Genomic DNA, 22,460 nt, shown 5'->3' on the forward strand with positions numbered 1-22,460 from the left:
GCATTTCTGCTTTTTTAGCGGCTGGTTTCTTGGCTGCAGCTACTTTTTTAGCGGCAGGTTTCGCGGCCGTGGCGGCCTTTTTTGCGGGAGCAGCTTTTTTTGCCGCTACTTTTTTTGCAGTTGCCATGATTTTCTCCTTGATCAAGTTGAGAACTCAACGGAAAGGGAACGCTTGGTGCTTGTTGGATTGCACAAAGCGATCCATGGCGCTGAGCAAGTGCTCAACACCATGAACACAGAAAAGCCACATCCCCCATGACCCGAAGGCAATGAGGCGTGTGGCTTGAAGAAGGGGGACATTGAGGGGGTGTTCAGAAGATCAGTCCCAGGACAAAGCGCCGCCGGTTTGGTACTCAATGACTCGGGTCTCGAAGAAATTTCGCTCTTTCTTCAAGTCGATCATTTCGCTCATCCAGGGGAAGGGGTTCTCTTCATTGGGGAAGAGCGCCTCCAAGCCGATCTGGGTAGCACGGCGATTGGCGATGTAACGCAAGTAGCCTTTGAACATGGAAGCGTTCATGCCCAACACACCGCGTGGCATGGTGTCTTCGGCATAACGGTATTCCAGTTCGACAGCGTGCAAGAACAATTCTTTGATTTCAGCCTTGAACTCGGCGGTCCAGAGCTGTGGATTTTCGTGCTTGATGGTATTGATCATGTCAATGCCAAAGTTGCAGTGCATGGATTCATCACGCAGGATGTACTGGTACTGCTCTGCAGCGCCCGTCATCTTGTTTTGGCGACCCAAGGCCAAGATTTGCGTGAAACCCACGTAAAAGAACAGGCCTTCCATCAGGCAAGCGAACACAATCAAAGACTTGAGCAGCGTCTGATCGGTTTCTTGGGTGCCGGTTTTGAAGTTGGGGTCCATGATCACGTTGATGAACGGGATCAGGAACTCGTCCTTGTCGCGGATGGATTTGACTTCGTTGTAAGCGTTGAAAATTTCGCTCTCGTCCAGACCCAATGACTCCGTGATGTATTGGTAAGCGTGGGTATGGATGGCTTCTTCAAAAGCTTGGCGCAGCAAAAACTGACGGCACTCGGGCGCTGTGATGTGACGGTATGTGCCTAAGGTGATGTTGTTGGCAGCCAAAGAGTCGGCAGTCACAAAGAAACCGAGGTTGCGCTTGACCATGCGGCGTTCGTCTTCTGTCAGACCATTGGGGTCTTTCCACAAGGCGATGTCACGGTTCATGTTCACTTCTTGCGGCATCCAGTGGTTGGCGCAAGTGGCCAGGTATTTTTCCCAGGCCCATTTGTATTTGAAAGGCACCAACTGGTTGACGTCGGTCTGGCCGTTGATGATGCGCTTGTCTGCTGCATTCATGCGGCGAGGCGCAGCTGTTGTGGAACCAGAAGTTGAGGACGCCGATGCCATGGCGGCAGATGCGTCTGCGCCAGAAAGAATAGGCATTGCGGGTTGCAAAGCAGGTTTGACTTGATCGTCCCAAGAGAGCATAAAAATTCCAGTTCTTAAATTATGAAAGCTTGCAAACGAATTGCAAAGCAGTGAATCGTTTTATGACGAACAACGCACCAGAAGTGTTGTGCAATTGCATCGCAATGGGCTTGTCATAACCCAGTGCAATGCATTTCAAATCACTGACAAGCTTCGCAGCCAACATCGTCGATGGCCACAAACTTGACGTCGGTTGCTGACGGTGTGTTCATGGATGATGGGGATGCTGCAGCTGAAGATTCCGCGGCGTTCATGCCTGAGGATGAAACGGCGTTGTGTGAGCCAGCATTCACCGTAGATTTTTCAACTTGTGTGGCGCTGGATGTACGCAGGTAGTAAGTGGTTTTGAGGCCACGCAACCAAGCCAATTTGTAAGTGTCGTCGAGTTTTTTGCCCGATGCACCGGCCATGTAAATGTTGAGCGACTGAGCTTGATCGATCCATTTTTGACGACGTGCGGCAGCCTCAACCAGCCAAGTCGTTTCAACTTCAAACGCGGTGGCATACAGCGACTTGATTTCTTGGGGCACGCGGTCGATCGGGCGCAGCGAGCCGTCAAAGTGTTTCAGGTCCATGACCATCACATCGTCCCACAAGCCCAAACGCTTCAGGTCGCGCACCAAGTAGCCGTTGATCACGGTGAATTCGCCCGACAGGTTGGACTTGACAGACAAGTTGCCAAAGCAAGGCTCGATGGACGCATCCACACCAATGATGTTGGAGATGGTGGCTGTGGGCGCAATGGCCACGCAGTTGGAGTTGCGCATGCCGTCGGCAGCAATTTTCTGGCGCAGTGCATCCCAGTCCAGGGTGGACGAGCGGTCGACCTCTACATAACCACCGCGCTCACGCTCCAAAAGTTTCAGCGTGTCCAAAGGCAAGATGCCTTGGTCCCACAACGAACCCTTGTAAGTAGCGTATTGACCGCGTTCTTTGGCCAGTTCGGTGGATGCCCAGTAGGCGTAGTAGCAGATCGCTTCCATGGATTGGTCAGCGAATTCCACAGCGGCCTGAGAGGCATAAGGCGTGCGCATTTCGTACAGCGAGTCTTGGAAACCCATCAAGCCCAAACCCACGGGGCGGTGACGCATGTTGGAGTCACGGGCCTTTTTGACGGCGTAGTAGTTGATGTCAATCACGTTGTCCAGCATGCGCATGGCAATCGTGATGGTTTTCTTCAACTTGTCGTGGTCGATCACTTTGCCGTTCGCGCCGTCCTTGAGGTGGCGTGACAGGTTGACCGAGCCCAAGTTGCAGACGGCTGTTTCGGTGTCGCTGGTGTTGAGCGTGATTTCGGTGCACAGGTTGGAAGAGTGCACCACACCCACGTGCTGCTGGGGTGAGCGCACGTTGCAAGGGTCCTTGAAAGTGATCCAAGGGTGGCCGGTTTCGAACAGCATGGACAGCATCTTCCGCCACAGGTCGGTGGCTGGGATGGTTTTGCTGGGCTTGATCTCGCCGCGCTCTGCTTTTTGCTCATAAGCCACATAGGCTTTTTCGAAAGCCAGACCGAACAGGTCGTGCAAGTCAGGCACATCTGAGGGTGAGAACAAGGTCCAAGTGCCTTTTTCCATGACGCGGCGCATGAACAGGTCAGGAATCCAATTGGCCGAGTTCATGTCGTGCGTGCGGCGACGGTCATCGCCGGTGTTCTTGCGCAACTCCAGGAACTCTTCGATGTCCAGGTGCCAAGTTTCCAGGTAAGCGCAGACCGCGCCCTTGCGCTTGCCGCCTTGGTTGACCGCCACGGCGGTGTCGTTGACCACTTTCAGGAAGGGCACCACACCTTGTGATTCGCCGTTGGTGCCTTTGATGTGGGCGCCCAAGGCGCGCACAGGTGTCCAGTCGTTGCCCAAGCCGCCTGCAAATTTAGACAGCAAGGCATTTTCCTTGATGGCGTCATAGATGCCACCCAGGTCGTCGGGCACGGTGGTCAGGTAGCAGCTTGACAGTTGCGAGCGCAAAGTACCGCTGTTGAACAAGGTGGGCGTAGACGACATGAAGTCGAACGACGACAGGACCTCGTAGAACTCGATGGCGCGCGCTTCACGGTTGATTTCGTTGAGGGACAAGCCCATGGCGACGCGCATGAAAAAGGCCTGGGGCATCTCGATGCGGGTCTTGCGCACGTGCAAGAAGTAACGGTCGTACAGGGTTTGCAAGCCGAGGTAATCAAACTGCAAGTCGCGTTCGGGCTTGAGGGCTGCCGCCAATTGCTTCAGGTCGAATTGCAGCAGCTTTTCATCGAGCAGGTCGTTCTCAACCCCTTTTTTGACGAACTGAGGGAAGTAGTTGATGTACGCCTCGGCCATCTCGCTCTGAGGCACTTCCTTGCCCAAGATCTCCTTGGCAATGGTGTGCATCAGCAAACGGGCGGTCACATAGGTGTAGTCCGGGTCTTTTTCGATCAAGGTGCGCGACGCCAAAATGGACGCCTTGTAAACCTCTTCCATGGGCACGCCGTCGTACAGGTTGCGCATGGTTTCGGCAACGATGGGCTCGGGGCTCACATCTTTGCCCAAGCCAGCGCAAGCATTGACCATGAGTGATTTGAGGTAACCCAGATCAAGGACAACGCGTTGGCCGCGGTCGATAACGTGCAACGCAGGTTCTTGGCTGGTCTGCGAGGATTGTTGAGTTTGTTGGGCGCGCTCTTGGGTGCGACGCTCACGGTAAAGCACATAGGCGCGGGCCACTTCATGGTTGCTGCTGCGCATCAAGCCCAATTCGACTTGGTCCTGCACATCTTCGATGTGGAAAGTACCGCCGCCGGGACGTGAGCGCATCAGCGCGCGAACCACGTTTTGTGTCAATTCTTCGACCACTTCACGCACGCTGGCCGATGCGGCACCTTGTGTGCCGTGCACAGCCAAAAAGGCTTTCATCAAGGCGACAGCAATTTTGCTCGGCTCAAAAGGAACGACTGCACCATTGCGACGAATGATTTGGTATTGGTTCAAGCTTTGCGTGGAGGGTTGGCCTGCACGGTCAGACATGGGCTGGTTCATCAGGCCAGATGCAGAAGATGAAACGTTGAGTTCTGTTTGCATGGTTTTTTTCTAATTTATGGTCTGTTTTAAGGCGTTAACAAGGGCTTGAACCGGGTTGCTGTTGCAAATGTGAAAAAATGTTTCAGACACTATATCTGGTGTCCATGACCCTTGCAAGCCACTACAGGTAGTGTACCGATGCTTTTTGAGTGCCCGCGGTCGATGGCCGAAAATCGGGTATCGGAAAGATCTTTTCAGGAGCTGAAAAAAGTGGCTCCAAACGCTTTGAAAACAGTGTTTTTGGGCGCGAAGCCAATGGCCATGTGGCCTTGGACAGACTTTGCCCTTCTATCGCTTTTAAAAGAAGGGTTTTGATTTTTGAAGTCAACCATTCAAGGTGACAGTGCCGCGCGAGAAATGTAAAAAGTTAAAAAAATATTTTTTCCAACTGTGGCTTTCAATTCCTAGGGAAAGTACGAATCCGGGAAGTTCACCAGCTTTTGAAAGCGTTCCCAAGCAAAACCGGGCCCGGGGTCTTGCTTGCGTTCGGGCGCCACATGTTCATGCCCTGCCACATGGGCTATGGGGTAGGGGCCATGCAAGTCTTGGCAAAGACGTGCCAGTTGCACGTATTGCGCTTCTGTGAAGATGTCGCCTTCTAGGCCCTCCAGTTCAATGCCAATGGAGTCGTCGTTGCATTGGGGCCGTCCACGGTACGCGGACTGTCCGGCATGCCAAGCCCGGTCGTTGGCGCTGACAAACTGGATCAAGGTGCCATCTCGTCGAATGAAGAAATGAGCGGACACTTGCAAGCCCCTGATTTGCGAGAAATAAGGGTGAGCGTCCCAGTCCAGTTGGTTGGTGAAGAGGTCTTGTACCTCTGGGCCACCGTATTGACCGGGCGGCAGACTGATCGAGTGGATCACCACCAAGTCAATGCATGCCCCTGTGGGTCTGGCGCCAAAGTTGGGGGAATCCAGCCGATTTGCCGGCCCATACCAGCCGTCCTGCCAGAGCGCGGTGGGTTCAACGGGCGGAAAAGACATGGCGTCTACGTTCAACGATGCTCAAGGCCTCTGGCACAAAGTTCTGCAGCATGGACGAAGGATCAGGCCAAGAAAGTTCAAGCAGGGTTGCGGTCCAGGGCTGCAGCGCGGTGCTCGGTGCTGCAGTAGAAGCCCTTTGCGCCGGTGACAGCTTCTTCTTGCGGCAAATGAAGCCCGCAATGGGCGCAGCCCACCATGTTGGAGGGGGTTACGGGTGGCGTTGACTTTTCGGCGGGCGGTTTCACGGCTCTTCGGCTGCGTTTGAAGGCCCAAATTGCAGCCAATATGACCACCAGCCAAATCAGGTATTTCATGCAGCGCGTCCAATCAAGACTTCCAAGACAAAGCGCGAACCTGCGTAAGAAAGCAACAACAAACCTGCGCCGATGTAGAGCACCCGCACAGCGCGGCGACCACGCCATCCCCACTGGCTACGACCCACCAACAAGGTGGCGAAAGTCAGCCATGACAACAAAGCGAACACCCGTTTGTGATCCCAACGCCATTCGGTATGACCTTGGCCATACAAAGCCTCACCAAACAAGGCACCGGCGACCAAGGTTGCCGTCAGCAGCAAAAAGCCTGCAGTGACAAAACGGAAGGTGAGTCGCTCCAGCGTCAACAAAGGCAAACCGCTGGACCCTTCGTGCGCTTGCCGAATGTCTTGCTCGGTGCGGGTCATCATCCAGGCGTGCACCACAGCGGCTGCAAACATGCCGTAGGCCGACAAACCCAGAGCAAAGTGCAAAGGCAGCCAAGCCGAGGCTTGGCTGGTCAACAGGGTGCCCGGAAAAAACCAAGCCAGCGCCACGGTGACAGACCCCAAACAACCCACGGCCCAACGGGCTTTGAATTTGGGGAAAAACTGGGTCTCGATCATGTAAGCCGTGACCACCAACCAAGCGGTGACCGACAACGCTGGCGCAAAACCGAAGCGCACAGGGCCCATCAAGAGGGCCAGCAAACTGACGGCATGCAACGCCCAAGCCAGCCAAAGGAGGCGGCGGGCGTGCACATCGCTCAGGCGACTGGGCACCAGAGCGGGCAAAGCATAGGTCAATGCTGCCAATGCCGAGAAGGGCAGCGTCCAGAAAGGCGCACTCGCTAAAATCATGAAGCCGAGTTTAGCCTTTCGGGCGCAGCCATTGGGGCTTCGCCATCACGCTCAACCGGTTTTTTCTGGATTCCCCCATGGCCTCCGCCCTGACCGACAAACTTTCACGCCTCGTCAAGACCCTCAGCGGACAGGCCCGCATCACCGAATCCAACGTGGCGGACATGCTGCGCGAGGTGCGCATGGCCCTGCTGGAGGCTGACGTGGCCTTGCCGGTGGTGCGCGATTTCATCGCCCGTGTGAAAGAAAAAGCCCTGGGCCAAGAAGTCATGGGCTCACTCAAGCCCGGTCAGGCCTTGGTGGGTGTGGTCAACCGCGAGTTGGCCGCCACCATGGGCGAGGGCGTGTCAGACATCAACTTGGCCGCGCAACCGCCCGCTGTGATCCTGATGGCTGGTTTGCAAGGTGCCGGTAAAACCACCACCACCGCCAAGCTGGCCAAGCACCTGATTGAAAAGCGCAAAAAGAAAGTGCTGACGGTTTCGGGCGACGTTTACCGCCCTGCGGCCATTGAGCAGCTCAAAACCGTCACAGCGCAAGCGGGAGCCGAGTGGTTCCCCAGCTCGCCCGATCAAAAACCGATCGACATCGCCCGCGCCGCCATTGACTATGCCCGCAAGCACTTTTTTGACGTGCTGCTGGTTGACACGGCGGGACGCTTGGCGATTGACGAAGCCCTGATGGCCGAGATCAAGGCGTTGCACGCTGAATTGAAACCTGTTGAAACCCTGTTCGTGGTGGACGCCATGCAGGGCCAGGATGCGGCCAATACCGCCCGCGCTTTCAGCGAGGCCTTGCCGCTCACGGGCATTGTGCTGACCAAACTGGATGGCGATTCACGCGGCGGTGCCGCCCTGTCGGTGCGCCAGATCACGGGCGTGCCGATCAAGTTTGCCGGCACCAGCGAAAAGATCGACGGCCTGGAAGTGTTCGATGCCGAGCGCCATGCGGGCCGGGTGCTGGGCATGGGCGACATCGTGGCCTTGGTCGAGCAGGTCACGGCCGGTGTGGACATGGAGGCCGCGCAAAAACTGGCGTCCAAGGTCAAAAGTGGTGGCAGTTTTGATTTGAATGACTTCTTGGCCCAGATCCAGCAGATGAAGCAAATGGGTGGGCTGTCGAGTTTGATGGACAAGTTGCCCAGCCAGCTGACAGCCAAGGCCGGCGCCATGGACATGGACAAAGTTGAGAAAGACATTGGCCGCAAGCAAGGCATCATCCACAGCATGACGCCCAAAGAGCGCAGCAAGCCCGAGCTGATCAAGGCCACACGCAAGCGCCGGATTGCAGCGGGTGCTGGCGTTCAGGTGCAGGACGTCAACCGCATGCTCAAGGAGTTTGAGCAGATGCAGGACATGATGAAAAAAATGTCTGGCGGCGGCATGATGAAGATGATGAAACGCATGGGTGCCATGAAAGGCATGATGGGCGGCGGCGGGGGCTTCCCTGGCATGCCGCGTTGATCACACAGGCCATCCGCAGATGACTTACCTCTTCATTTACGGCACCCTGATGCCTGGTTTGCGCTTGGAAGCTGAAATGCACGGTGCCCGATTCGTGGGGCCAGCCCAAGTGCCTGGCCGTTTGTTCGACCTTGGGCGTTACCCCGGCTTGCTGCCAGGAGACGGCCACGTCACGGGCGAGGTCTATGAAGTCGATGACGCACACCTGGCCCGTCTGGATGGGGTGGAAGGCGTGGTGCCCGGTGACCGCGCCGAATCACACTATTGGCGAGAGGTGGTGCCGGTGGCCAGCGGCCCGCTGCAAGGCCAGCCCGTGCAGACCTATGTGTACAACCGCCCAGTCGATGGCTGCACACCCATCCCACATGGCGACTACCGCCGCTACATCCGCGAAGTCGGCCGCGAATCCTGATCAGTCCTTGATCACCAACTCGCCGCGCAGCGAGTGCGACAGGCCCTGCGTGATGCGCACATCGGCCATCTGACCAATCAGACGGTCCATGTTCGGGCCGCCGGGGAAGTTGACCACCCGGTTGCACTCGGTGCGCCCAGCCAGCTCGGTCGCATCTTTGCGTGAAGGGCGTTCTACCAAAATGCGCTGCACCGTGCCCACGCGACTGTCGCCAATGCGCTGCACGTTCTCTTCGATGGTTGCTTGCAGGTGGTGCAGGCGGCGCAGTTTCTCGGCGTGTGGCGTGTCGTCGTGCAGGTTGGCCGCCGGTGTACCGGGGCGGGGGCTGAAGATGAAGCTGAAGCTGGTGTCAAAACCCACATCGGTGATCAGCTTCATCATCTTGTGGAAGTCGTCCTCGGTCTCGCCGGGGAAGCCCACGATGAAATCGCTGCTGAGCGACATGTCGGGGCGGATCGCCCGCAGCTTGCGGATCGTGCTCTTGTATTCCATCGCCGTGTAGCCGCGTTTCATGGCCATCAAAATCCGGTCCGAGCCATGCTGCACCGGCAAGTGCAAGTGGCTCACCAGTTTGGGGATCTTCTCGTACGCGTCGATCAGGCGCTGGGTGAATTCATTGGGGTGGCTGGTCACGTAGCGGATGCGCTCGATGCCCGGCATGTCGGCCACGTATTCCAGCAACAAGGCAAAGTCGGCAATGTCTGAGGTGCCACCCATCTTGCCCCGGTAGGCGTTCACGTTCTGGCCCAGCAAGGTGATTTCTTTCACGCCCTGCGCGGCCAGACCGGCCACCTCGACCAGCACATCGTCAAATGGGCGTGACACCTCTTCGCCCCGGGTGTAGGGCACCACGCAGTAGCTGCAGTATTTGCTGCAGCCTTCCATGATCGACACAAAGGCGGTCGCGCCGTCCACCTTGGCGGGGGGCAGGTGGTCGAATTTTTCAATCTCGGGAAAGCTGATGTCCACCTGCGGGCGCTGCTTGCGCTCGCGCTCGTTCAGCAAATCGGGCAGGCGGTGCAGGGTTTGCGGGCCAAACACCACGTCCACATAAGGTGCGCGCTTGATGATCTCGGCGCCTTCCTGGCTGGCCACGCAGCCGCCCACACCAATCAGCACGCCCTTGGCCTTGAGGTGCTGCACCCGGCCCAAGTCGCTGAACACTTTTTCTTGCGCCTTCTCGCGCACCGAGCAGGTGTTGAACAAGATCAGATCGGCCTGGTCCACGTCCTGGGTGGGCTCATAACCCTGGGCCGCGCCCAGCACATCGGCCATCTTGTCCGAGTCGTACTCGTTCATCTGGCAGCCAAAGGTTTTGATGAAGACCTTCTTGCTCATGCGGCCTCCAAGGCGTTCACGGAGGGGATGAAGTCAAGGCCAAGCAAAGCACGCCAAAGTAAAGCACGCCCGAAAAGGGCCAAAGTGCAGCGGTTCATGGTGTAGATCCAGAGGCTGTGAAAAAGAAAAGCGCAGATGCGCTTTGGAAGGCGTGGATTATCGCAGGCGAGCCCCCGCTCAGTTTTCCTGGTCTACGACCGCCTTCGGCTTGAAAAACATCGGATAAGCCCGCTGCACCGTCGGGCTGTCATAAGCCCAGCTGTGGCATTGGCCCAGGAAATAGGGCGCTTGGGTCATTTCGGGGTGGGGCTGGCCGGCCAGTTCGCGGCGCTGCCATTGGCCCGAGGGCAGGGTTTGGTAAGCGGCCGTGGCCATGTTGAACAGCATCTCGCGCAAGTGGGTGCAGCCCTCGGTGCCGCCTACGTGTTGGTGGATGACCTTGCGCCAGCCCGGACCCATGGTGCAGCCGATGAGCTTGTGCATGCCGTGTGGCGCGCCGACGCATTCGGGGTGGGGGATGTCGTCCATGGAGGTGGCGATGTCCTGGATGACCATCTGGTTGTCGAGTGTGACGCGGATTTTGAGGTTATGGATCGGCTTATCGCCGGGGAAAAGCCGTTCGTTGGGTACCTGGAAGCCGAAGGTCTTGACGTCGGTCAGTTGGGCTTCGATGTCCCACAGGCCGTCTTCGCGGTCAAAGCCTTGGTAAACCACGGTTCGCGTATGTGACAGTTTTCGGGGGGAGGGAGGGGGAAGTGCCAATGGAATTCTCGCGGGTCTGGTGTTCAATCCACCGATCATATCGATGCAGGAGTCCGCAGCATGTCCACCACCATCCACCCCACTGTTCGCCGTCAGACCATTGCCGATGCCCTGCGCCGCACCGCGATCCGCTTGCCCGCCAAAACCGGCATCGTGTGCGGTGCCACCACCTGGACCTATGCCGAGTTTGATGCGCTGGTCACGCGCTTGGGTGCAGGCTTGGCCAGCATCGGTGTGGCCGAGGGCGACAAGGTGGCGGTACTGGCCCGCAACTCGCACGGTTTTGCGGCGTTGCGTTTTGCACTGGCCCGCCGGGGTGCGGTCATGGTGCCGATCAACTTCATGCTCAAGGCCGACGAGGTGGCCTACATCCTGCGCCACGCAGGTGCCAAAACCTTGGCCACCGACAGCGGCTTGGCCGAGCTGGCGCAGGCTGCTGCCAAGCTGGACACCCAAGTGCAGCAGTTCATCTGGCTACCGTCCGAAGACCCGAGCCAGCCCGTGGCGGGCATGCACAGCTTTGACACCCTGGCCGCCTGCCAGGATGGGCTCCCCGATGTGCGGCTGGGCAGCTGCGATGTGGCGCAGATCGTCTACACCAGCGGCACCGAGTCCTCGCCCAAAGGCGCACAGCTCACGCATGACGCCGTCATGTGGCAGTACGTCAGCTGCGTGATCGACGCTGAAATCGCTGAGCAGGATGTGGCCCTGCACGCGCTGCCGCTGTACCACTGCGCCCAACTCGATGTGTTCTTTGGTCCGGCCATTTACATGGGGAGCACCAACGTCATCACGGCCAAGCCCACACCCGACAACCTGCTGCCGATGATTGAAAAATTCGGCATCACCAGCTTTTTTGCGCCGCCTACCGTGTGGATCGCCTTGCTGCGCTCACCCCTCATGGATGCCGACAAACTCTCCAAACTGGCCAAGGGCTACTACGGCGCGTCCATCATGCCGGTTGAGGTGCTGAAAGAGTTGGCGTCTCGCCTGCCCAAGGTGCGCTTATGGAACCTGTATGGTCAGACCGAAATCGCGCCGCTGGCCACCTTGCTCGGCCCGGAGGACCAACTGCGCAAACTGGGTTCATGCGGTAAAGCGGTGCGCAACGTCGAAACCCGGGTGGTGAACGAGGCCATGCAGGACGTGGCCGTGGGCGAAGTGGGTGAGATCGTGCACCGCTCGCCGCATTTGATGCTGGGTTACTTTCATGACGATGAGCGGACCCAAGCTTCGTTTGAAGGCGACTGGTTCCACAGCGGCGATCTGGGGCTGATCGACGACGAGGGCTACATCACCGTGGTGGACCGCAAGAAGGACATGATCAAGTCCGGCGGTGAAAACGTGGCCAGCCGCGAGGTCGAAGAAATGATCTACCGCCTGCCACAGGTCAGCGAAGTGGCGGTGATCGGCTTGCCCGACCCCAAGTGGGTCGAAGCTGTGACGGCCGTGATCGTGGTCAAGGCCGGGCAAACGTTGGACGAGGCGGCGGTGATCGCGCACTGCGCAGAGCACATGGCTGGCTTCAAGTGCCCCAAGCGCGTGGTGTTCACCGACACGCTGCCCAAGAACCCGAGCGGCAAACTGCTCAAGCGGGATTTGCGGGTGCGCTACGCCTGAGATCCCGCTCCGGAGCCCCGGAGCACCCAAGCCAGCTCGAAGCACCCACCGTCGCGCGGCAGCTCACGAGCCCCAAAAGTGGTAATTTCGCACAGTCAATCGAGGAAAAATTCAAATGACACCCATCTCGAAAATTTCACGCAGAGTGCTGGCCATGAGCCTGGTTGGCGTCTGTGCAGGTTGGGCCCAAGCCCAGTCCCAGGCGCCCATCCGAATTTTCGTGGGCGCGCCCGCTGGGGGCACCACCGACACCATGGCCCGCACGCTGGCACAGGTACTGGGCCCACAGTTGGGGCGCACCGTGGTGGTGGAAAACCGACCTGGCGCGGGTGGCAATTTGGCGGCTGACGCCGTGGCCAAGGCGGCGCCCGATGGCAACACCTTGTTGATGAGTTTCACCAGCCACGCCATCAATGCTTCGCTCTACCCCAGTTTGCCTTTCGATCCGGTCAAGGACTTCACGCCCCTGACCATGGTGTCCACCTCGCCTTCGATGTTGGTGGCCCACCCCAAAGTGCCGGCCAACAACGTCAAGGAACTGATCGCGCTGGCCAAGTCCAAGCCCGGCCAACTGAACTTTGCGATCGGTGCATTGGGCTCATCGCTGCACATGGCCGGCGATGCCTTCAAGATGCAGTCCGGCGTGTTCATTGTCAACATCCCTTATCGCGGCACCGCCCCTGCGGTGCAGGACGTGTTGGCCGGGCAGGTGGACCTGATGTTTGCGGCGGTGGGCAACGTGCAGTCGCACATCAAGGCCGGAAAGCTCAGGCCGCTGGGCGTGACCAGTGCCAAGCGTCTGCCGGCTTACCCCGATGTGCCCTCGATTGGCGAAGTTCTGCCGGGTTATGAGTCCAGCGCTTGGTTTGGTTTGTTCGGTCCAGGGCGCATGAGCCCAGAGTTGACCAAACGCCTGGCCGATGCCGCACGGGCGGCGGTGCTCTCGCCCGAGGTCAAGCGCCGCATCGAAAATGAAGGGGCCACGCCCGTGGGCAACAGCCCCGAAGAGTTCGCCCGCTTCGTGGACAGCGAAATTGTGCGTTGGCGAGCGGTGGTGAAATATGCCGGAGCCAAGCCCGAATGAGCTCGGTCATGCCGCAGCCGCACCCGCTGTCGAATCACCGGCCACAGACCCTGGCGCAAAAACTCATCGCCCGCGCCGCCAGGCGCAGCCATGTGGCCGTCGGGGAGGTGGTCACCTGCGACGTGGACCTGGCCATGTTCCACGACTCGTCTGGCCCGCGGCGTCTGAAGCCCATGCTCGACGAATTGGGTGCGCAGATTTGGGACACCAACAAAGTGGTGCTGGTGCTGGACCACTATGTGCCCGCAAAGGATGCGGATGCGCAGCAGATCGTGCAGATCGCACGCGATACAGCCAGACAGTGGAAGCTGCCGCATGTCATCGACAGCGAGGGCATTTGCCATGTGGTGCTGCCCGAGCGGGGCCATTTGAAGCCGGGCATGTTCTGTGTGGGCGGTGACTCGCATTCCCCCACAGGTGGGGCATTTGCTTGTTACATGTTTGGCATCGGCGCCACCGAAATGCTGGGTGTGTGTGTCACGGGCCAAATCTGGGTGCAGGTTCCGCGTACCTTGCGCATGCATTGGGCGGGTCGCCTGCAAGCCGGGGTGTCGGCCAAGGACATGATGCTGCACATGGTGGGGCGCTTTGGCATGAACGGTGCACAGTACCAGGCGGTGGAATTTTCCGGCTCGGCCGTTCAGGCCCTGTGCATGGCCGAGCGCATGACTTTGTCCAACATGAGCGCCGAAATGGGGGCGCAAGCCGGTCTGATTGCGGCCGACGAGACCACCTTGAATCACCTGCGCGGCATCGGCGTTGCGCCTGAGCAATTGGCCGGCGCCGAGCAGTGGTTCACCGACGAAGACGCCGACTACGAACAATGGGACTTTGACGCCAGCCAGCTCCATCCCCAGGTGGCAGCGCCGCACAGTCCGGCCAACACGCGGGATGTCGGCGAGTTTGCCGACGTGGCACCCAACATTGCCTACATCGGCGCCTGCACCGGTGCCAAGCTCGAGGATCTGCGGGCCGCCGCCTCGGTGCTCAAGGGCCACCGGGTGGCAGCGGGTGTGCAGCTCTTGGTCGCACCTGCCAGTGCCCGGGAACAAGCGCAGGCCACACAAGAAGGTGTCATGCAGATCCTGCTGGATGCCGGGGCCACCGTGCTGCCCAACAGCTGTGGTGCTTGCGCGGGCTACGGTGCGACTTTCCCGGAAGGGGCGACGGTGATCTCCACCACCGCCCGCAATTTCAAGGGCCGCATGGGCCCGGCCAGTGTGAACGTTTACCTGTCCTCACCGTACACGGTCGCGGCTTCGGCTTTGCGCGGGCGGATCAGCGATGCCCGTGAGGTGTTGGCATGACGGCGTGCAACAGGCATGACGCCCGAGTGTGGCGTTTGGGTGCCAATGTGGACACCGATGCCCTGGCACCCGGCGCCTACATGAAGCATGGCCTTGAAGTGATTGGCAAGCATTGCCTGGAGGCGGTGAGACATGACTTTGCCAGCGGCGTCCATCCAGGTGATGTGATCGTGGCCGGGGCCAATTTCGGCATCGGTTCTTCTCGTGAGCAGGCCGCGGGTGTGCTGAAACACCTTGGCCTGGCGGCAGTCATTGCGCCGTCTTTCAGCGGTTTGTTTTTTCGCAATGCCTTCAACCTGGGCCTGCTGCTGCTGAGCTGCCCCGAGGCAGAAACCATCGAGGAAGCCGAGCGGGTGAGTCTGCGCCTGGACGGCGACACGCCCATGGTGCAGCGTGCCAACGGCCTGACGCTGGCCTGTGCGCCCATTCCCGGATTTTTGATGGACCTGGTCGATGCAGGCGGCTTGCTGCCACGCCTCAAACAAAGAAAGTCACCATGAGCCAACGCCACACTTTGCCCCAGCGCCTGCAACAAGAACCAGCCTTGCTGGCACCCGGTGTGTACGACGCGCTCACCGCGCTGGTGGCGCAGCAGGCGGGTTTTGAGGCGCTCTATTTGTCGGGCGCATCGATAGCCTACACACGGCTGGGGCGCTCCGACATTGGCCTGACCACCGCCACCGAAGTGGCGCAGACGCTGGCGCACATCACCGACCGGGTGAGTATCCCGGTCATTGTGGACGCCGACACCGGCTTTGGCAATGCGCTCAACACGCAGCGCACGGTGCGCGACTTCGAGCGAGCCGGGGCTGCGATGATCCAGATCGAGGACCAGACTTTCCCCAAACGCTGCGGCCACCTGGACGGCAAAGGCGTGGTGCCGGTGGCTGAAATGCAGGGCAAGCTGCGCGCTGCACTCGATGCACGGCACGACCCCAACACCCTGATCCTGGCGCGCACCGATGCGGTGGCTGTGGAAGGCCTGGACGCTGCGCTGGAGCGGGCCGAACGCTACCTGGAATGCGGCGTGGATGCCTTGTTCATCGAAGCCTTGCGCTCGGATGAACAGATGAACCGCGCCTGCGCGCAGTTGGCCCAGCGCGTACCGCTCTTGGCCAACATGGTCGAAGGCGGCAAAACGCCGGTGCAAAGTGCGGCCGAGTTGGGCGGGCGCGGTTTCAAAATCGTGATCTTTCCCGGTGGTACAGCGCGGGCCGTGCTGCACACGCTGCAAGGCTATTACGCCAGCTTGCATGCGCACCAGACCACGCGCCCCTGGCAAGAAAAAATGCTGGACTTTGATGGCCTGAATGCGGTCATTGAAACGCCGCAACTGCTGGCGCTGGGGCAAAGTTTCGAGCAGGATCCCCCCAGCTCGAAGTGACCGGCGCTCAGGCGGGCATCAAAGGGTTGGCGGACACCAACCCATTTCAAGCCAATGCGCGTAGCCCGGTTTGAAGGGCCATGCGGTGTACTGCACGGGTGTGCCCTGTGGCAGGACCTGCTCGGTCAGGTGATCAAGCCAAGGGCTCACAGCCCCCGTGCTGCGCAGCCAATCTTGGCCTGGGCTGGATTCCATCGCCCATCCTGCAAGGGCTGCCTTGGGCTTTGGCCATGGGTGGTCAGGCCGACGGGGGCCTGACATGCGGTCGTGCACACTGCCCCAGGCCACGCCCTTCATCTGATGCTGTATTTGGCCCAATTGGCGCGCGGTTTCTTGCAGGGGCAAGCCCGTGAAGCGCAATTGCCCCAGCACATTGTCAAACCAGAAAAAAGCACCCGGCATGCTGCGCACCAGTTCGGGCAAAAGGGCCAATCCGTCGCCCGTGTGCAGGTGCACGCCCGTGCCTTGGCGTTTCAGGTGTCGGCCATGGCGCGCATAAAAAAGCGGCTTGGCCCAAGGGTCAATGTCCCAAGCATGGACCTCTTCAAATTGCGCCAACCAAGCGGTGGGCAACATCCAGCCCGCACTGGCGCCGATCAACACCAGTTGTTGGCGGGGCATCCCTTGGGCCATCAACCAATCGTTGATCTGCACACAGGCAGGTGCCCAGCGCGCCTGAGACCGCCACGCACGCACATGCCAATGCCAACCGCCCGTCAAATTCATGCGGTCAATTCATGGTTTTTGCAAACGTTCGTTTTGCGGAAACATGAACTTCTTGGCTTCCGCGTCCATTTCGGTCTTGAAGGTGTATTGCGCTTTGAACGCCTCGGCACGCTGAGCGGCAGGGCGCGCATTGACCGCATCGAGCAGGCGCTTGATGTGGGGGTATTGGGTCCAGGTGGCATCCCCCGTGCCCAGCACATACGGCAGCAGGCGTGCCCAGCCCCATAGGGCCATGTCCACGATGCTGTAGTGCTCGCCCAGCATGTAGGTGTGCTGACTCAGGTGTTTTTCCAGCACGGTCCAGTGGCGGTGTGCTTCAAAGTCGTAGCGGTTCAAGGCGTAGTCTTTGGGCTCTGGCGCCGCGTGGCGAAAGTGCACAGATTGGCCGGAAAACGGACCAATGCCGCTGGCGATGAACATCAACCAAGACAGGGCAGCGCCACGTTCTTTGGCTTGGTCCACGCTGGGTACAAACTTTTGTTCGCGGTCGGCCAGGTACAACAAGATGGCATTGCTGTCGAACACGGTGGTGTCGCCATCGGTGATGGCGGGCACCTTGGCATTGGGGTTGACTGCCAAAAAGGCGGGCTCAAATTGCTGGCCTTTGCGCGTGTCGACCGGCACCGCTTCAAAAGGCAGCCCCAGCTCTTCGAGCAACAAGGCGATCTTCATGGGGTTAGGGGCAGCATTGAAGAAAAATTTCAACATGGTTCATCCGATCTGGCAGTGAAAAAAAGAGTGGGTGTCAGTGTCGCTGAAACCGCTCATCAAGGGGGTGCTGATGCAGTCATTTGGGCGACTGTCCCCAGCGAGGCTTGTTGTTAATGTCCCTCTTTTTGCCTACTCCAATGACCGAGAGATTTTCCCAAATCACTTACGAGGACCTGCCGTCCGATGTACGCCCCTTGGCCGATGACATCCTCAAAGTGTCCAGTGCCGCTTTGGGTGGGCCTTACAACGCGCTGTTGCGCAGTCCTGATATGGCGCGCCGGGCCTTTGATTTTCTGGACTATCTGCGCTTTCGCACGTCGGTCAACAAGCGTTTGAACGAATTCGCCATCCTGATCCAGGCGCGCATTTCCAATGCGCAATTTGAGTGGTGGGCGCATGAGCGCATCGCACGCAAGGCGGGTTTGTCGGATGCGGTGATGCGCGACTTGCAGCAATGCCAACGCCCCACCACCATGCAAGCCGACGAACGTTTGGTGTACGACTATTGCACCCAGTTGTCGCTCAACCACCGCGTGTCAGATGCTTTGTGGCAAGAAGCCGTCACCGCCATGGGCGAGCAAGCTGTGGTGGACCTCACGGTCTTGTCGGGCACCTACGTCATGGTGTCCATGTTGCTGAACGCCACACAAGTGGGTATTCCGGATGGGGGCGAGGCGCCTTTGCAGGTGATGGACCCCCTGGACATTCGTCAACGCTTGTTGGCATGATTTTTTGAACCATTGCCCCATTCCTCATTCCCAAGGAGACCGCCATGAGATTCCGTTTTGTTCGCAGCGCATTGGCCCTGATGTTGGCCGCCACGGCCTGGCATGCATCGGCACAAGACTTTCCCAACCGTGCCATCACCATGGTCATGCCTTATGCCGCAGGCGGGCCGGGTGACACCATCACCCGCGTGTTTGCCGGTGCCATGCAAAAGCACTTGGGCCAGCAGATCGTGGTGGACAACACCGCTGGTGCCTCTGGCTCCATTGGCACAGCCAAAGTGGCGCGGGCCAGACCTGATGGCTACACCTTGTTGATGATCCACGTTAGCCATGCCACCAATGTGGCCATGTACAAAGGCTTGCCCTACCACCCGGTGGACGATTTTGAGCCGATTGGGCGCGCCACCAGTGGCCCCATGGTCATCGTCACCCGCAATGATTTTCCGGCACGCAATTTGAACGAATTTGTGGCCTATGTGAAAGCCAACGGACCCAAAGTCAGCTTGGCGCACGCCGGTGTGGGCTCGGCCTCGCATTTGTGCGGTCTCATGATGATGAACGCTTTGAACGTCAAGCTCAATGAAATTCCCTACAAAGGCACAGGGCCGGCTTTGACCGACCTGATGGGCGGCCAAGTGGACATTTTGTGCGACCAAACTTCGGGCACAGTACCCTCGGTCAAGGGCGGCAAAATCAAGGCTTATGCTTCTGCGGGCAAAGCGCGCCTGCCCCAGCTGCCGGAAGTGCCTGCCATCACCGATGCCGGCGTGGAAGGCTTTGACATCAACATTTCATTTGGTCTGTACGCCCCCAAAGGCACCCCCAAGCCGGTCCTCGACCAATTGACCTCGGCCCTGCAAAAGTCGGTGACCGATCCTGAAGTGCGCCAGCGCTTAGAGGCCATGGGCATTTCGGCCGTGTCGGTTGACCAAGCGCGTCCTGAAGCTTTGCGCAACCACCTCAAAAACGAAATTGACACCTTGGGGGGTCTTTTGATCAAGGCTGGCGTCAAAGCCAATTGATACACCCGCTGCGCAAGGGCCAAGGGGTCTGCGTCTCGCCTGTTTGGGAGATTTCATGATGCAAAGCTGGTGGCCCTTGTTGCTGACCCTGGTCATCCAGGCCATGGTGGCCATGGCCTTGCTGACTTTGCCGGTGATTGCACCGGTGGTGGCGCTAGACCTGCAAGTGTCTCCTGCGCTCGTAGGCTTGTATGTGTCGGTCACTTACGCCGGGGCCATGGTGGCCACCTTGATGGGCGGTGCCACAGTGGCGCGCATGGGCGCCATTCGGGTGAGCCAATGGGGACTTGTCCTTTGCGCTGTGGGTTTGGTCTTGTGCGCTGTGCCTTGGTTGCCGGCCATGGTTTTAGGCGCCGTGTTCATCGGCCTGGGTTATGGCCCCATTACCCCGGCCAGCTCGCACCTGTTGGCCCGCACCACGCCCAAGGCTCAAATGTCTTTGGTCTTTTCCATCAAACAAACTGGCGTCCCTTTGGGCAGCATGTTGGCAGGCGCGATCGTGCCCCCTTTGGCCTTGCTCATCGATTGGCAGCTGAGCATGTGGGTGGTGGCCGCACTGTGTTTGGCCTGTGCCGGGGTGTCGCAAAGCTTGCGGGCCGAGCTGGACAGCGACCGTCAAGCCGATCTGCGCATTCGGTGGGGCAGTTTGATCGAGCCCATCCGCATGGTCTTGGCGCACCGAGCCTTGCTCACCATGGCCTCTTGCTCGTTCATGTTTTCCATGGTGCAGTTGTCGCTTACCACCTATTTGGTCACTTTTTTGCACGACGATTTGTCGTATGGCTTGGTAGCGGCCGGCTTGGCTTTGTCCGTGACCCAGCTGGGTGGCATTGGTGGTCGTGTGGCCTGGGGTTATGTGGCCGACCGCTGGCTGGGGGCGCGGCGCATGTTGTTGCTCTTGGCCAGCATGATGGCTTTGTGCGCCTTGGGTTCGGCCTTTTTGGTCACCGACACCCCCCATGCCGTGGTGATCGCCTTGTTGGTTGGCTTCGGCGCTTCGGCCATTGGCTGGAATGGCGTGTATTTGGCCGAAGTGGCCCGCCGTGCGCCCCCAGGCATGGCCAGCATGGCCACCGGTGGCACCTTGGCTTTCACGTTTTTAGGCGTGGTGTTGGGGCCGCCCATGTTTGGGGCTTTGTCGGGTTTGTTTGGCACCTACCGCGCAGGTTTTGTGGGCCTCATGGTGATGGCCAGCGTCAGCGGCACGGTGCTTTACTGGAGTCAGCGGCCCCGTTGAGCTGTGTTTTGCCAGTTCACTTTTCAGTCGGTCAGCCCGCCAACAAGATCTGGTCGATCCACGATTGAATGGCAGGACCGTCCATGCCGTGGGCCAAGCCCAACAACATGACAATGCGCACCTTGTGCGGCGGCAAAGGACCGGCCGTCAAGATGCCATGCTGCGCATCGGCATACACACTGGCCCGCGTCACGCTGCCCGTGATGAAGCGGGCGCATCGTGCCACCAAAACACCTTGGGCCGGTAGCGATTGAATGAACGCGCGGTAGGCCGTGGGCGTGTTGGCGTTGCCCAAACCCGCATGCACAATGCCCTGCGCCCCAGCGGCCACAAAAGCGCGCAGGGCGGTCTCGTCCACGCCCGCATACGCCACCGCAATGTCCACACGAGGCCATGTCGATGGTGTTTTCCACGCCACAGTGGGCGCACGGCCGGCGGCGCGAAACCATTGCACCGACTGGTCGGCCACTTCGCCCACCGCGCCGGCCAGTGGGCTGTCAAAAGCTTCCACACTGCTCACATGGCGTTTGGCCACCCACAGGCCCGAGTGGATGCGGCCGTTCATCACCACCAGCGTGCCGCGTCCCTGCGCACCGGGGCAGGCGGCCACGCTGCAGGCGTCCAGCAGATTGGCCGGGCCATCGGCCGAATAAGCGGTGGCCGGGCGCATGGCCCCCACCACCACGATGGGTTTGTGCGTGTCCACGCTCAGGTGCAAAAAGGTGGCGGTTTCTTCGAGGGTGTCCGTGCCGTGTGTGACCACGATGCCGGCAACCTGCGGGTTGTGGACAGCTTGCATCACGGCGGCATGCAGATCGAGCCAGTGCTCCGGCCTGACGTCGTAACTGGCCAGCTGCAGGGGCTGTGAGACTTCGATGTCGTAGCGCTGGCGCAGTTCGGGCACGGTGTCAACGACAGCGGCCAGGCTCAGGCTGGCGGGTTTGTAGTCGGTGCTGACCGATGCAGCGCTGGCGGCGCCTGCGATGGTGCCGCCCGTACCGATCAGTGCCAATTGAAGTTTTGTCATGGTTCACATCTCCGAAAAAATCATGTGCACACTGCCCAGATCGCCGAAATCTGCGCTGGCGCTGTCGCCCGGTTGCAGTTCCAAGGGCACCATGCAGGTGCCCGTGGTCACCACATGGCCCTTTTGCAGCGTGATGCCCAAGGCAGACAGTTGGTTGGCCAGCCAGGTCAGGGCGATGCGCGGGTCGCCCAGCACGTTGCCGCCTGTCCCGTCACGGTTGAACTTCAGTTGCTTGCCGTGTTGGACCTGGGCCTGCACCGGGTAAGTGCTCAAGTCCAGTTCGCGCCACACACCGGGCGCGGCCGGGCCCAGCACAAAGTGGCGGGCACAGGCGTTGTCGGCCAGCAGCTGAGCCTCTCCCGCGGCCGTGAAAGGGTCCATCCGAGAGTCGGGCACCTCCAGCGCCGGGTGCAAGCTGGCCACGGCGGCCATGACTTGCTGTTGGGTATAGGGGTCAGCTTGCGGCGGCAGGTCTCGTGCCATCACAAAGGCAAACTCCGGCTCGGCCACGCGCATGCGGTTACCCGCAGAAGGGACGATGGCGCCACTTTCAAACACCTGGCCCGACAACAATCGCCCAGCCATGGGGCCGCTCACGTTGATGTGCGCTTGGCCGTTGGTGCTGGTGGCGGCAATTTTCCAGCCGACCACTTGGCGACCCGACACTGCGGGCAGTTGGGCTTGTGCGGCATAGCCTTGCGCGGCCGAGACAGGGCGACAGGATTCGGGCAAACCGCGCAGCACTTGGCCTGATTGCCATTGGGCCCAGATCAGGCGGGCAGACTCAGTCGCGTTGGCGCTGGGCAAAGAGTTGTGATCGTTCATGGCGTCATTGTCAGCGCATCTGCCGCGTTCGGCTCAGGATTGTGTGTATAATTTCGGGCTTGATGGCCACGGCCAACAATGTCGGGTGATATAGCTCAGTTGGTTAGAGCGCAGCATTCATAATGCTGATGTCGGTGGTTCAAATCCACCTATCACCACCAAATGTCAAAGCCCGCACTTTCACGAGTGCGGGCTTTTTGGT

21 protein-coding genes and 1 tRNA gene are annotated in these 22,460 nt (G+C 59.5%); 11 read left to right on the plus strand and 11 right to left on the minus strand.

Annotated features, from left to right (window positions below):
* Positions 1-319: 319 nt before the first annotated feature.
* The 5 genes from B472_RS13630 to B472_RS13650 form a co-directional block, all read right to left on the minus strand.
* Positions 320-1,462 carry a ribonucleotide-diphosphate reductase subunit beta gene (locus B472_RS13630; protein ID WP_026039656.1) on the minus strand — a complete coding sequence of 381 codons (1,143 nt, stop codon included), beginning with the start codon at positions 1,460-1,462 and terminating at the stop codon, positions 320-322.
* 140 nt (positions 1,463-1,602) lie between these two features.
* Positions 1,603-4,512, minus strand: coding sequence for a ribonucleoside-diphosphate reductase subunit alpha (locus B472_RS13635; RefSeq protein ID WP_019427536.1), 2,910 nt, complete (start codon positions 4,510-4,512; stop codon positions 1,603-1,605).
* 404 nt (positions 4,513-4,916) lie between these two features.
* Positions 4,917-5,498 (minus strand): 1,6-anhydro-N-acetylmuramyl-L-alanine amidase AmpD, encoded by a 582-nt coding sequence (gene ampD / locus B472_RS13640; protein WP_019427538.1) that lies wholly within the window; start codon positions 5,496-5,498, stop codon positions 4,917-4,919.
* A 77-nt stretch (positions 5,499-5,575) separates the two neighbouring features.
* Entirely contained in the window at positions 5,576-5,812 is a 237-nt protein-coding gene (locus B472_RS13645) for a PP0621 family protein (RefSeq protein ID WP_019427539.1), read from the minus strand.
* Positions 5,809-6,612: an inner membrane protein YpjD gene (locus B472_RS13650; RefSeq protein WP_019427540.1), complete on the minus strand. Its 804-nt coding sequence runs from the start codon at positions 6,610-6,612 to the stop codon at positions 5,809-5,811. The genes B472_RS13645 and B472_RS13650 overlap by 4 nt, the downstream gene beginning before the upstream one ends.
* Before the next feature lie 77 nt (positions 6,613-6,689).
* Between B472_RS13650 and ffh the strand changes: the two genes are divergently transcribed.
* On the plus strand, positions 6,690-8,075 hold the full coding sequence (ffh, locus tag B472_RS13655; protein WP_019427541.1) for a signal recognition particle protein: 1,386 nt from the start codon (positions 6,690-6,692) through the stop codon (positions 8,073-8,075).
* Positions 8,076-8,094: 19 nt separating this feature from the next.
* Positions 8,095-8,487 carry a gamma-glutamylcyclotransferase gene (locus B472_RS13660; protein ID WP_019427542.1) on the plus strand — a complete coding sequence of 131 codons (393 nt, stop codon included), beginning with the start codon at positions 8,095-8,097 and terminating at the stop codon, positions 8,485-8,487.
* Here the strand turns inward: B472_RS13660 and miaB are convergent, their stop codons facing one another.
* Entirely contained in the window at positions 8,488-9,825 is a 1,338-nt protein-coding gene (gene miaB / locus B472_RS13665; protein ID WP_019427543.1) for a tRNA (N6-isopentenyl adenosine(37)-C2)-methylthiotransferase MiaB, read from the minus strand. It abuts the gene before it with no gap.
* 177 nt (positions 9,826-10,002) lie between these two features.
* Positions 10,003-10,539: a DUF2889 domain-containing protein gene (locus B472_RS13670; protein ID WP_019427545.1), complete on the minus strand. Its 537-nt coding sequence runs from the start codon at positions 10,537-10,539 to the stop codon at positions 10,003-10,005.
* A gap of 108 nt (positions 10,540-10,647) precedes the next feature.
* Between B472_RS13670 and B472_RS13675 the strand changes: the two genes are divergently transcribed.
* The 5 genes from B472_RS13675 to B472_RS13695 all read left to right on the plus strand — a co-directional run bounded on the left by B472_RS13675 (position 10,648) and on the right by B472_RS13695 (position 15,982).
* Complete coding sequence (locus B472_RS13675; protein ID WP_019427546.1) at positions 10,648-12,207, plus strand: acyl-CoA synthetase; 1,560 nt, start codon at positions 10,648-10,650, stop codon at positions 12,205-12,207.
* 115 nt (positions 12,208-12,322) lie between these two features.
* The gene (locus B472_RS13680) at positions 12,323-13,291 is read left to right on the plus strand and encodes a tripartite tricarboxylate transporter substrate-binding protein (RefSeq protein WP_019427547.1); all 969 of its coding nucleotides are present in this window, start codon (positions 12,323-12,325) and stop codon (positions 13,289-13,291) included.
* Between the two features lie 8 nt (positions 13,292-13,299).
* Entirely contained in the window at positions 13,300-14,598 is a 1,299-nt protein-coding gene (locus tag B472_RS13685) for a 3-isopropylmalate dehydratase large subunit (RefSeq protein WP_116798690.1), read from the plus strand.
* On the plus strand, positions 14,595-15,098 hold the full coding sequence (locus tag B472_RS13690; protein WP_019427549.1) for a hypothetical protein: 504 nt from the start codon (positions 14,595-14,597) through the stop codon (positions 15,096-15,098). The genes B472_RS13685 and B472_RS13690 overlap by 4 nt, the downstream gene beginning before the upstream one ends.
* A complete protein-coding gene (locus B472_RS13695) occupies positions 15,095-15,982 on the plus strand; it encodes an oxaloacetate decarboxylase (RefSeq protein ID WP_019427550.1) in 888 nt (295 codons plus the stop codon). Before B472_RS13690 ends, B472_RS13695 begins: the two co-directional genes overlap by 4 nt.
* A gap of 18 nt (positions 15,983-16,000) precedes the next feature.
* On the opposite strand, the gene B472_RS13700 is transcribed toward B472_RS13695, so the two are convergent.
* Positions 16,001-16,708, minus strand: a complete 708-nt coding sequence (locus B472_RS13700) for a hypothetical protein (protein ID WP_019427551.1) — start codon at positions 16,706-16,708, stop codon at positions 16,001-16,003.
* Positions 16,709-16,717: 9 nt separating this feature from the next.
* Positions 16,718-17,416, minus strand: coding sequence for a glutathione S-transferase family protein (locus B472_RS13705; RefSeq protein WP_019427552.1), 699 nt, complete (start codon positions 17,414-17,416; stop codon positions 16,718-16,720).
* Between the two features lie 140 nt (positions 17,417-17,556).
* Here B472_RS13705 and B472_RS13710 point away from each other — a divergent pair, with 140 nt between their 5' ends.
* From B472_RS13710 to B472_RS13720, 3 genes are read left to right on the plus strand one after another with little or no spacing between them, the layout of a single operon-like run.
* Entirely contained in the window at positions 17,557-18,147 is a 591-nt protein-coding gene (locus tag B472_RS13710) for a carboxymuconolactone decarboxylase family protein (RefSeq protein WP_019427553.1), read from the plus strand.
* A 44-nt stretch (positions 18,148-18,191) separates the two neighbouring features.
* A complete protein-coding gene (locus tag B472_RS13715) occupies positions 18,192-19,169 on the plus strand; it encodes a tripartite tricarboxylate transporter substrate-binding protein (protein WP_026039659.1) in 978 nt (325 codons plus the stop codon).
* 55 nt (positions 19,170-19,224) lie between these two features.
* Positions 19,225-20,406, plus strand: a complete 1,182-nt coding sequence (locus B472_RS13720; RefSeq protein WP_019427555.1) for an MFS transporter — start codon at positions 19,225-19,227, stop codon at positions 20,404-20,406.
* 31 nt (positions 20,407-20,437) lie between these two features.
* On the opposite strand, the gene B472_RS13725 is transcribed toward B472_RS13720, so the two are convergent.
* Together B472_RS13725 and B472_RS13730 are read right to left on the minus strand one after the other, a co-directional pair.
* Positions 20,438-21,433, minus strand: coding sequence for an asparaginase (locus tag B472_RS13725; RefSeq protein WP_019427556.1), 996 nt, complete (start codon positions 21,431-21,433; stop codon positions 20,438-20,440).
* 3 nt (positions 21,434-21,436) lie between these two features.
* Positions 21,437-22,258 (minus strand): 2-keto-4-pentenoate hydratase, encoded by an 822-nt coding sequence (locus tag B472_RS13730; RefSeq protein WP_019427557.1) that lies wholly within the window; start codon positions 22,256-22,258, stop codon positions 21,437-21,439.
* A gap of 84 nt (positions 22,259-22,342) precedes the next feature.
* Between B472_RS13730 and B472_RS13735 the strand changes: the two genes are divergently transcribed.
* A tRNA-Met gene (locus B472_RS13735) sits at positions 22,343-22,419 on the plus strand.
* The last annotated feature ends 41 nt before the right edge of the window (positions 22,420-22,460 follow it).

This window comes from Limnohabitans sp. Rim28 (assembly GCF_000293865.2).
Taxonomy (GTDB): domain Bacteria; phylum Pseudomonadota; class Gammaproteobacteria; order Burkholderiales; family Burkholderiaceae_C; genus Limnohabitans_A.

Excerpts from the sequence above, each read along its gene's own strand:
- B472_RS13630 (WP_026039656.1), bottom strand. The coding sequence starts at position 1,462 with ATGCTCTCTTGGGACGATCAAGTCAAACCTGCTTTGCAACCCGCAATG.
- B472_RS13635 (WP_019427536.1), bottom strand. The coding sequence starts at position 4,512 with ATGCAAACAGAACTCAACGTTTCATCTTCTGCATCTGGCCTGATGAAC.
- ampD (WP_019427538.1), bottom strand. The coding sequence starts at position 5,498 with ATGTCTTTTCCGCCCGTTGAACCCACCGCGCTCTGGCAGGACGGCTGG.
- B472_RS13645 (WP_019427539.1), bottom strand. The coding sequence starts at position 5,812 with ATGAAATACCTGATTTGGCTGGTGGTCATATTGGCTGCAATTTGGGCC.
- B472_RS13650 (WP_019427540.1), bottom strand. The coding sequence starts at position 6,612 with ATGATTTTAGCGAGTGCGCCTTTCTGGACGCTGCCCTTCTCGGCATTG.
- ffh (WP_019427541.1), top strand. The coding sequence starts at position 6,690 with ATGGCCTCCGCCCTGACCGACAAACTTTCACGCCTCGTCAAGACCCTC.
- B472_RS13660 (WP_019427542.1), top strand. The coding sequence starts at position 8,095 with ATGACTTACCTCTTCATTTACGGCACCCTGATGCCTGGTTTGCGCTTG.
- miaB (WP_019427543.1), bottom strand. The coding sequence starts at position 9,825 with ATGAGCAAGAAGGTCTTCATCAAAACCTTTGGCTGCCAGATGAACGAG.
- B472_RS13675 (WP_019427546.1), top strand. The coding sequence starts at position 10,648 with ATGTCCACCACCATCCACCCCACTGTTCGCCGTCAGACCATTGCCGAT.
- B472_RS13680 (WP_019427547.1), top strand. The coding sequence starts at position 12,323 with ATGACACCCATCTCGAAAATTTCACGCAGAGTGCTGGCCATGAGCCTG.
- B472_RS13685 (WP_116798690.1), top strand. The coding sequence starts at position 13,300 with ATGCCGCAGCCGCACCCGCTGTCGAATCACCGGCCACAGACCCTGGCG.
- B472_RS13690 (WP_019427549.1), top strand. The coding sequence starts at position 14,595 with ATGACGGCGTGCAACAGGCATGACGCCCGAGTGTGGCGTTTGGGTGCC.
- B472_RS13695 (WP_019427550.1), top strand. The coding sequence starts at position 15,095 with ATGAGCCAACGCCACACTTTGCCCCAGCGCCTGCAACAAGAACCAGCC.
- B472_RS13700 (WP_019427551.1), bottom strand. The coding sequence starts at position 16,708 with ATGAATTTGACGGGCGGTTGGCATTGGCATGTGCGTGCGTGGCGGTCT.
- B472_RS13705 (WP_019427552.1), bottom strand. The coding sequence starts at position 17,416 with ATGTTGAAATTTTTCTTCAATGCTGCCCCTAACCCCATGAAGATCGCC.
- B472_RS13710 (WP_019427553.1), top strand. The coding sequence starts at position 17,557 with ATGACCGAGAGATTTTCCCAAATCACTTACGAGGACCTGCCGTCCGAT.
- B472_RS13715 (WP_026039659.1), top strand. The coding sequence starts at position 18,192 with ATGAGATTCCGTTTTGTTCGCAGCGCATTGGCCCTGATGTTGGCCGCC.
- B472_RS13720 (WP_019427555.1), top strand. The coding sequence starts at position 19,225 with ATGATGCAAAGCTGGTGGCCCTTGTTGCTGACCCTGGTCATCCAGGCC.
- B472_RS13725 (WP_019427556.1), bottom strand. The coding sequence starts at position 21,433 with ATGACAAAACTTCAATTGGCACTGATCGGTACGGGCGGCACCATCGCA.
- B472_RS13730 (WP_019427557.1), bottom strand. The coding sequence starts at position 22,258 with ATGAACGATCACAACTCTTTGCCCAGCGCCAACGCGACTGAGTCTGCC.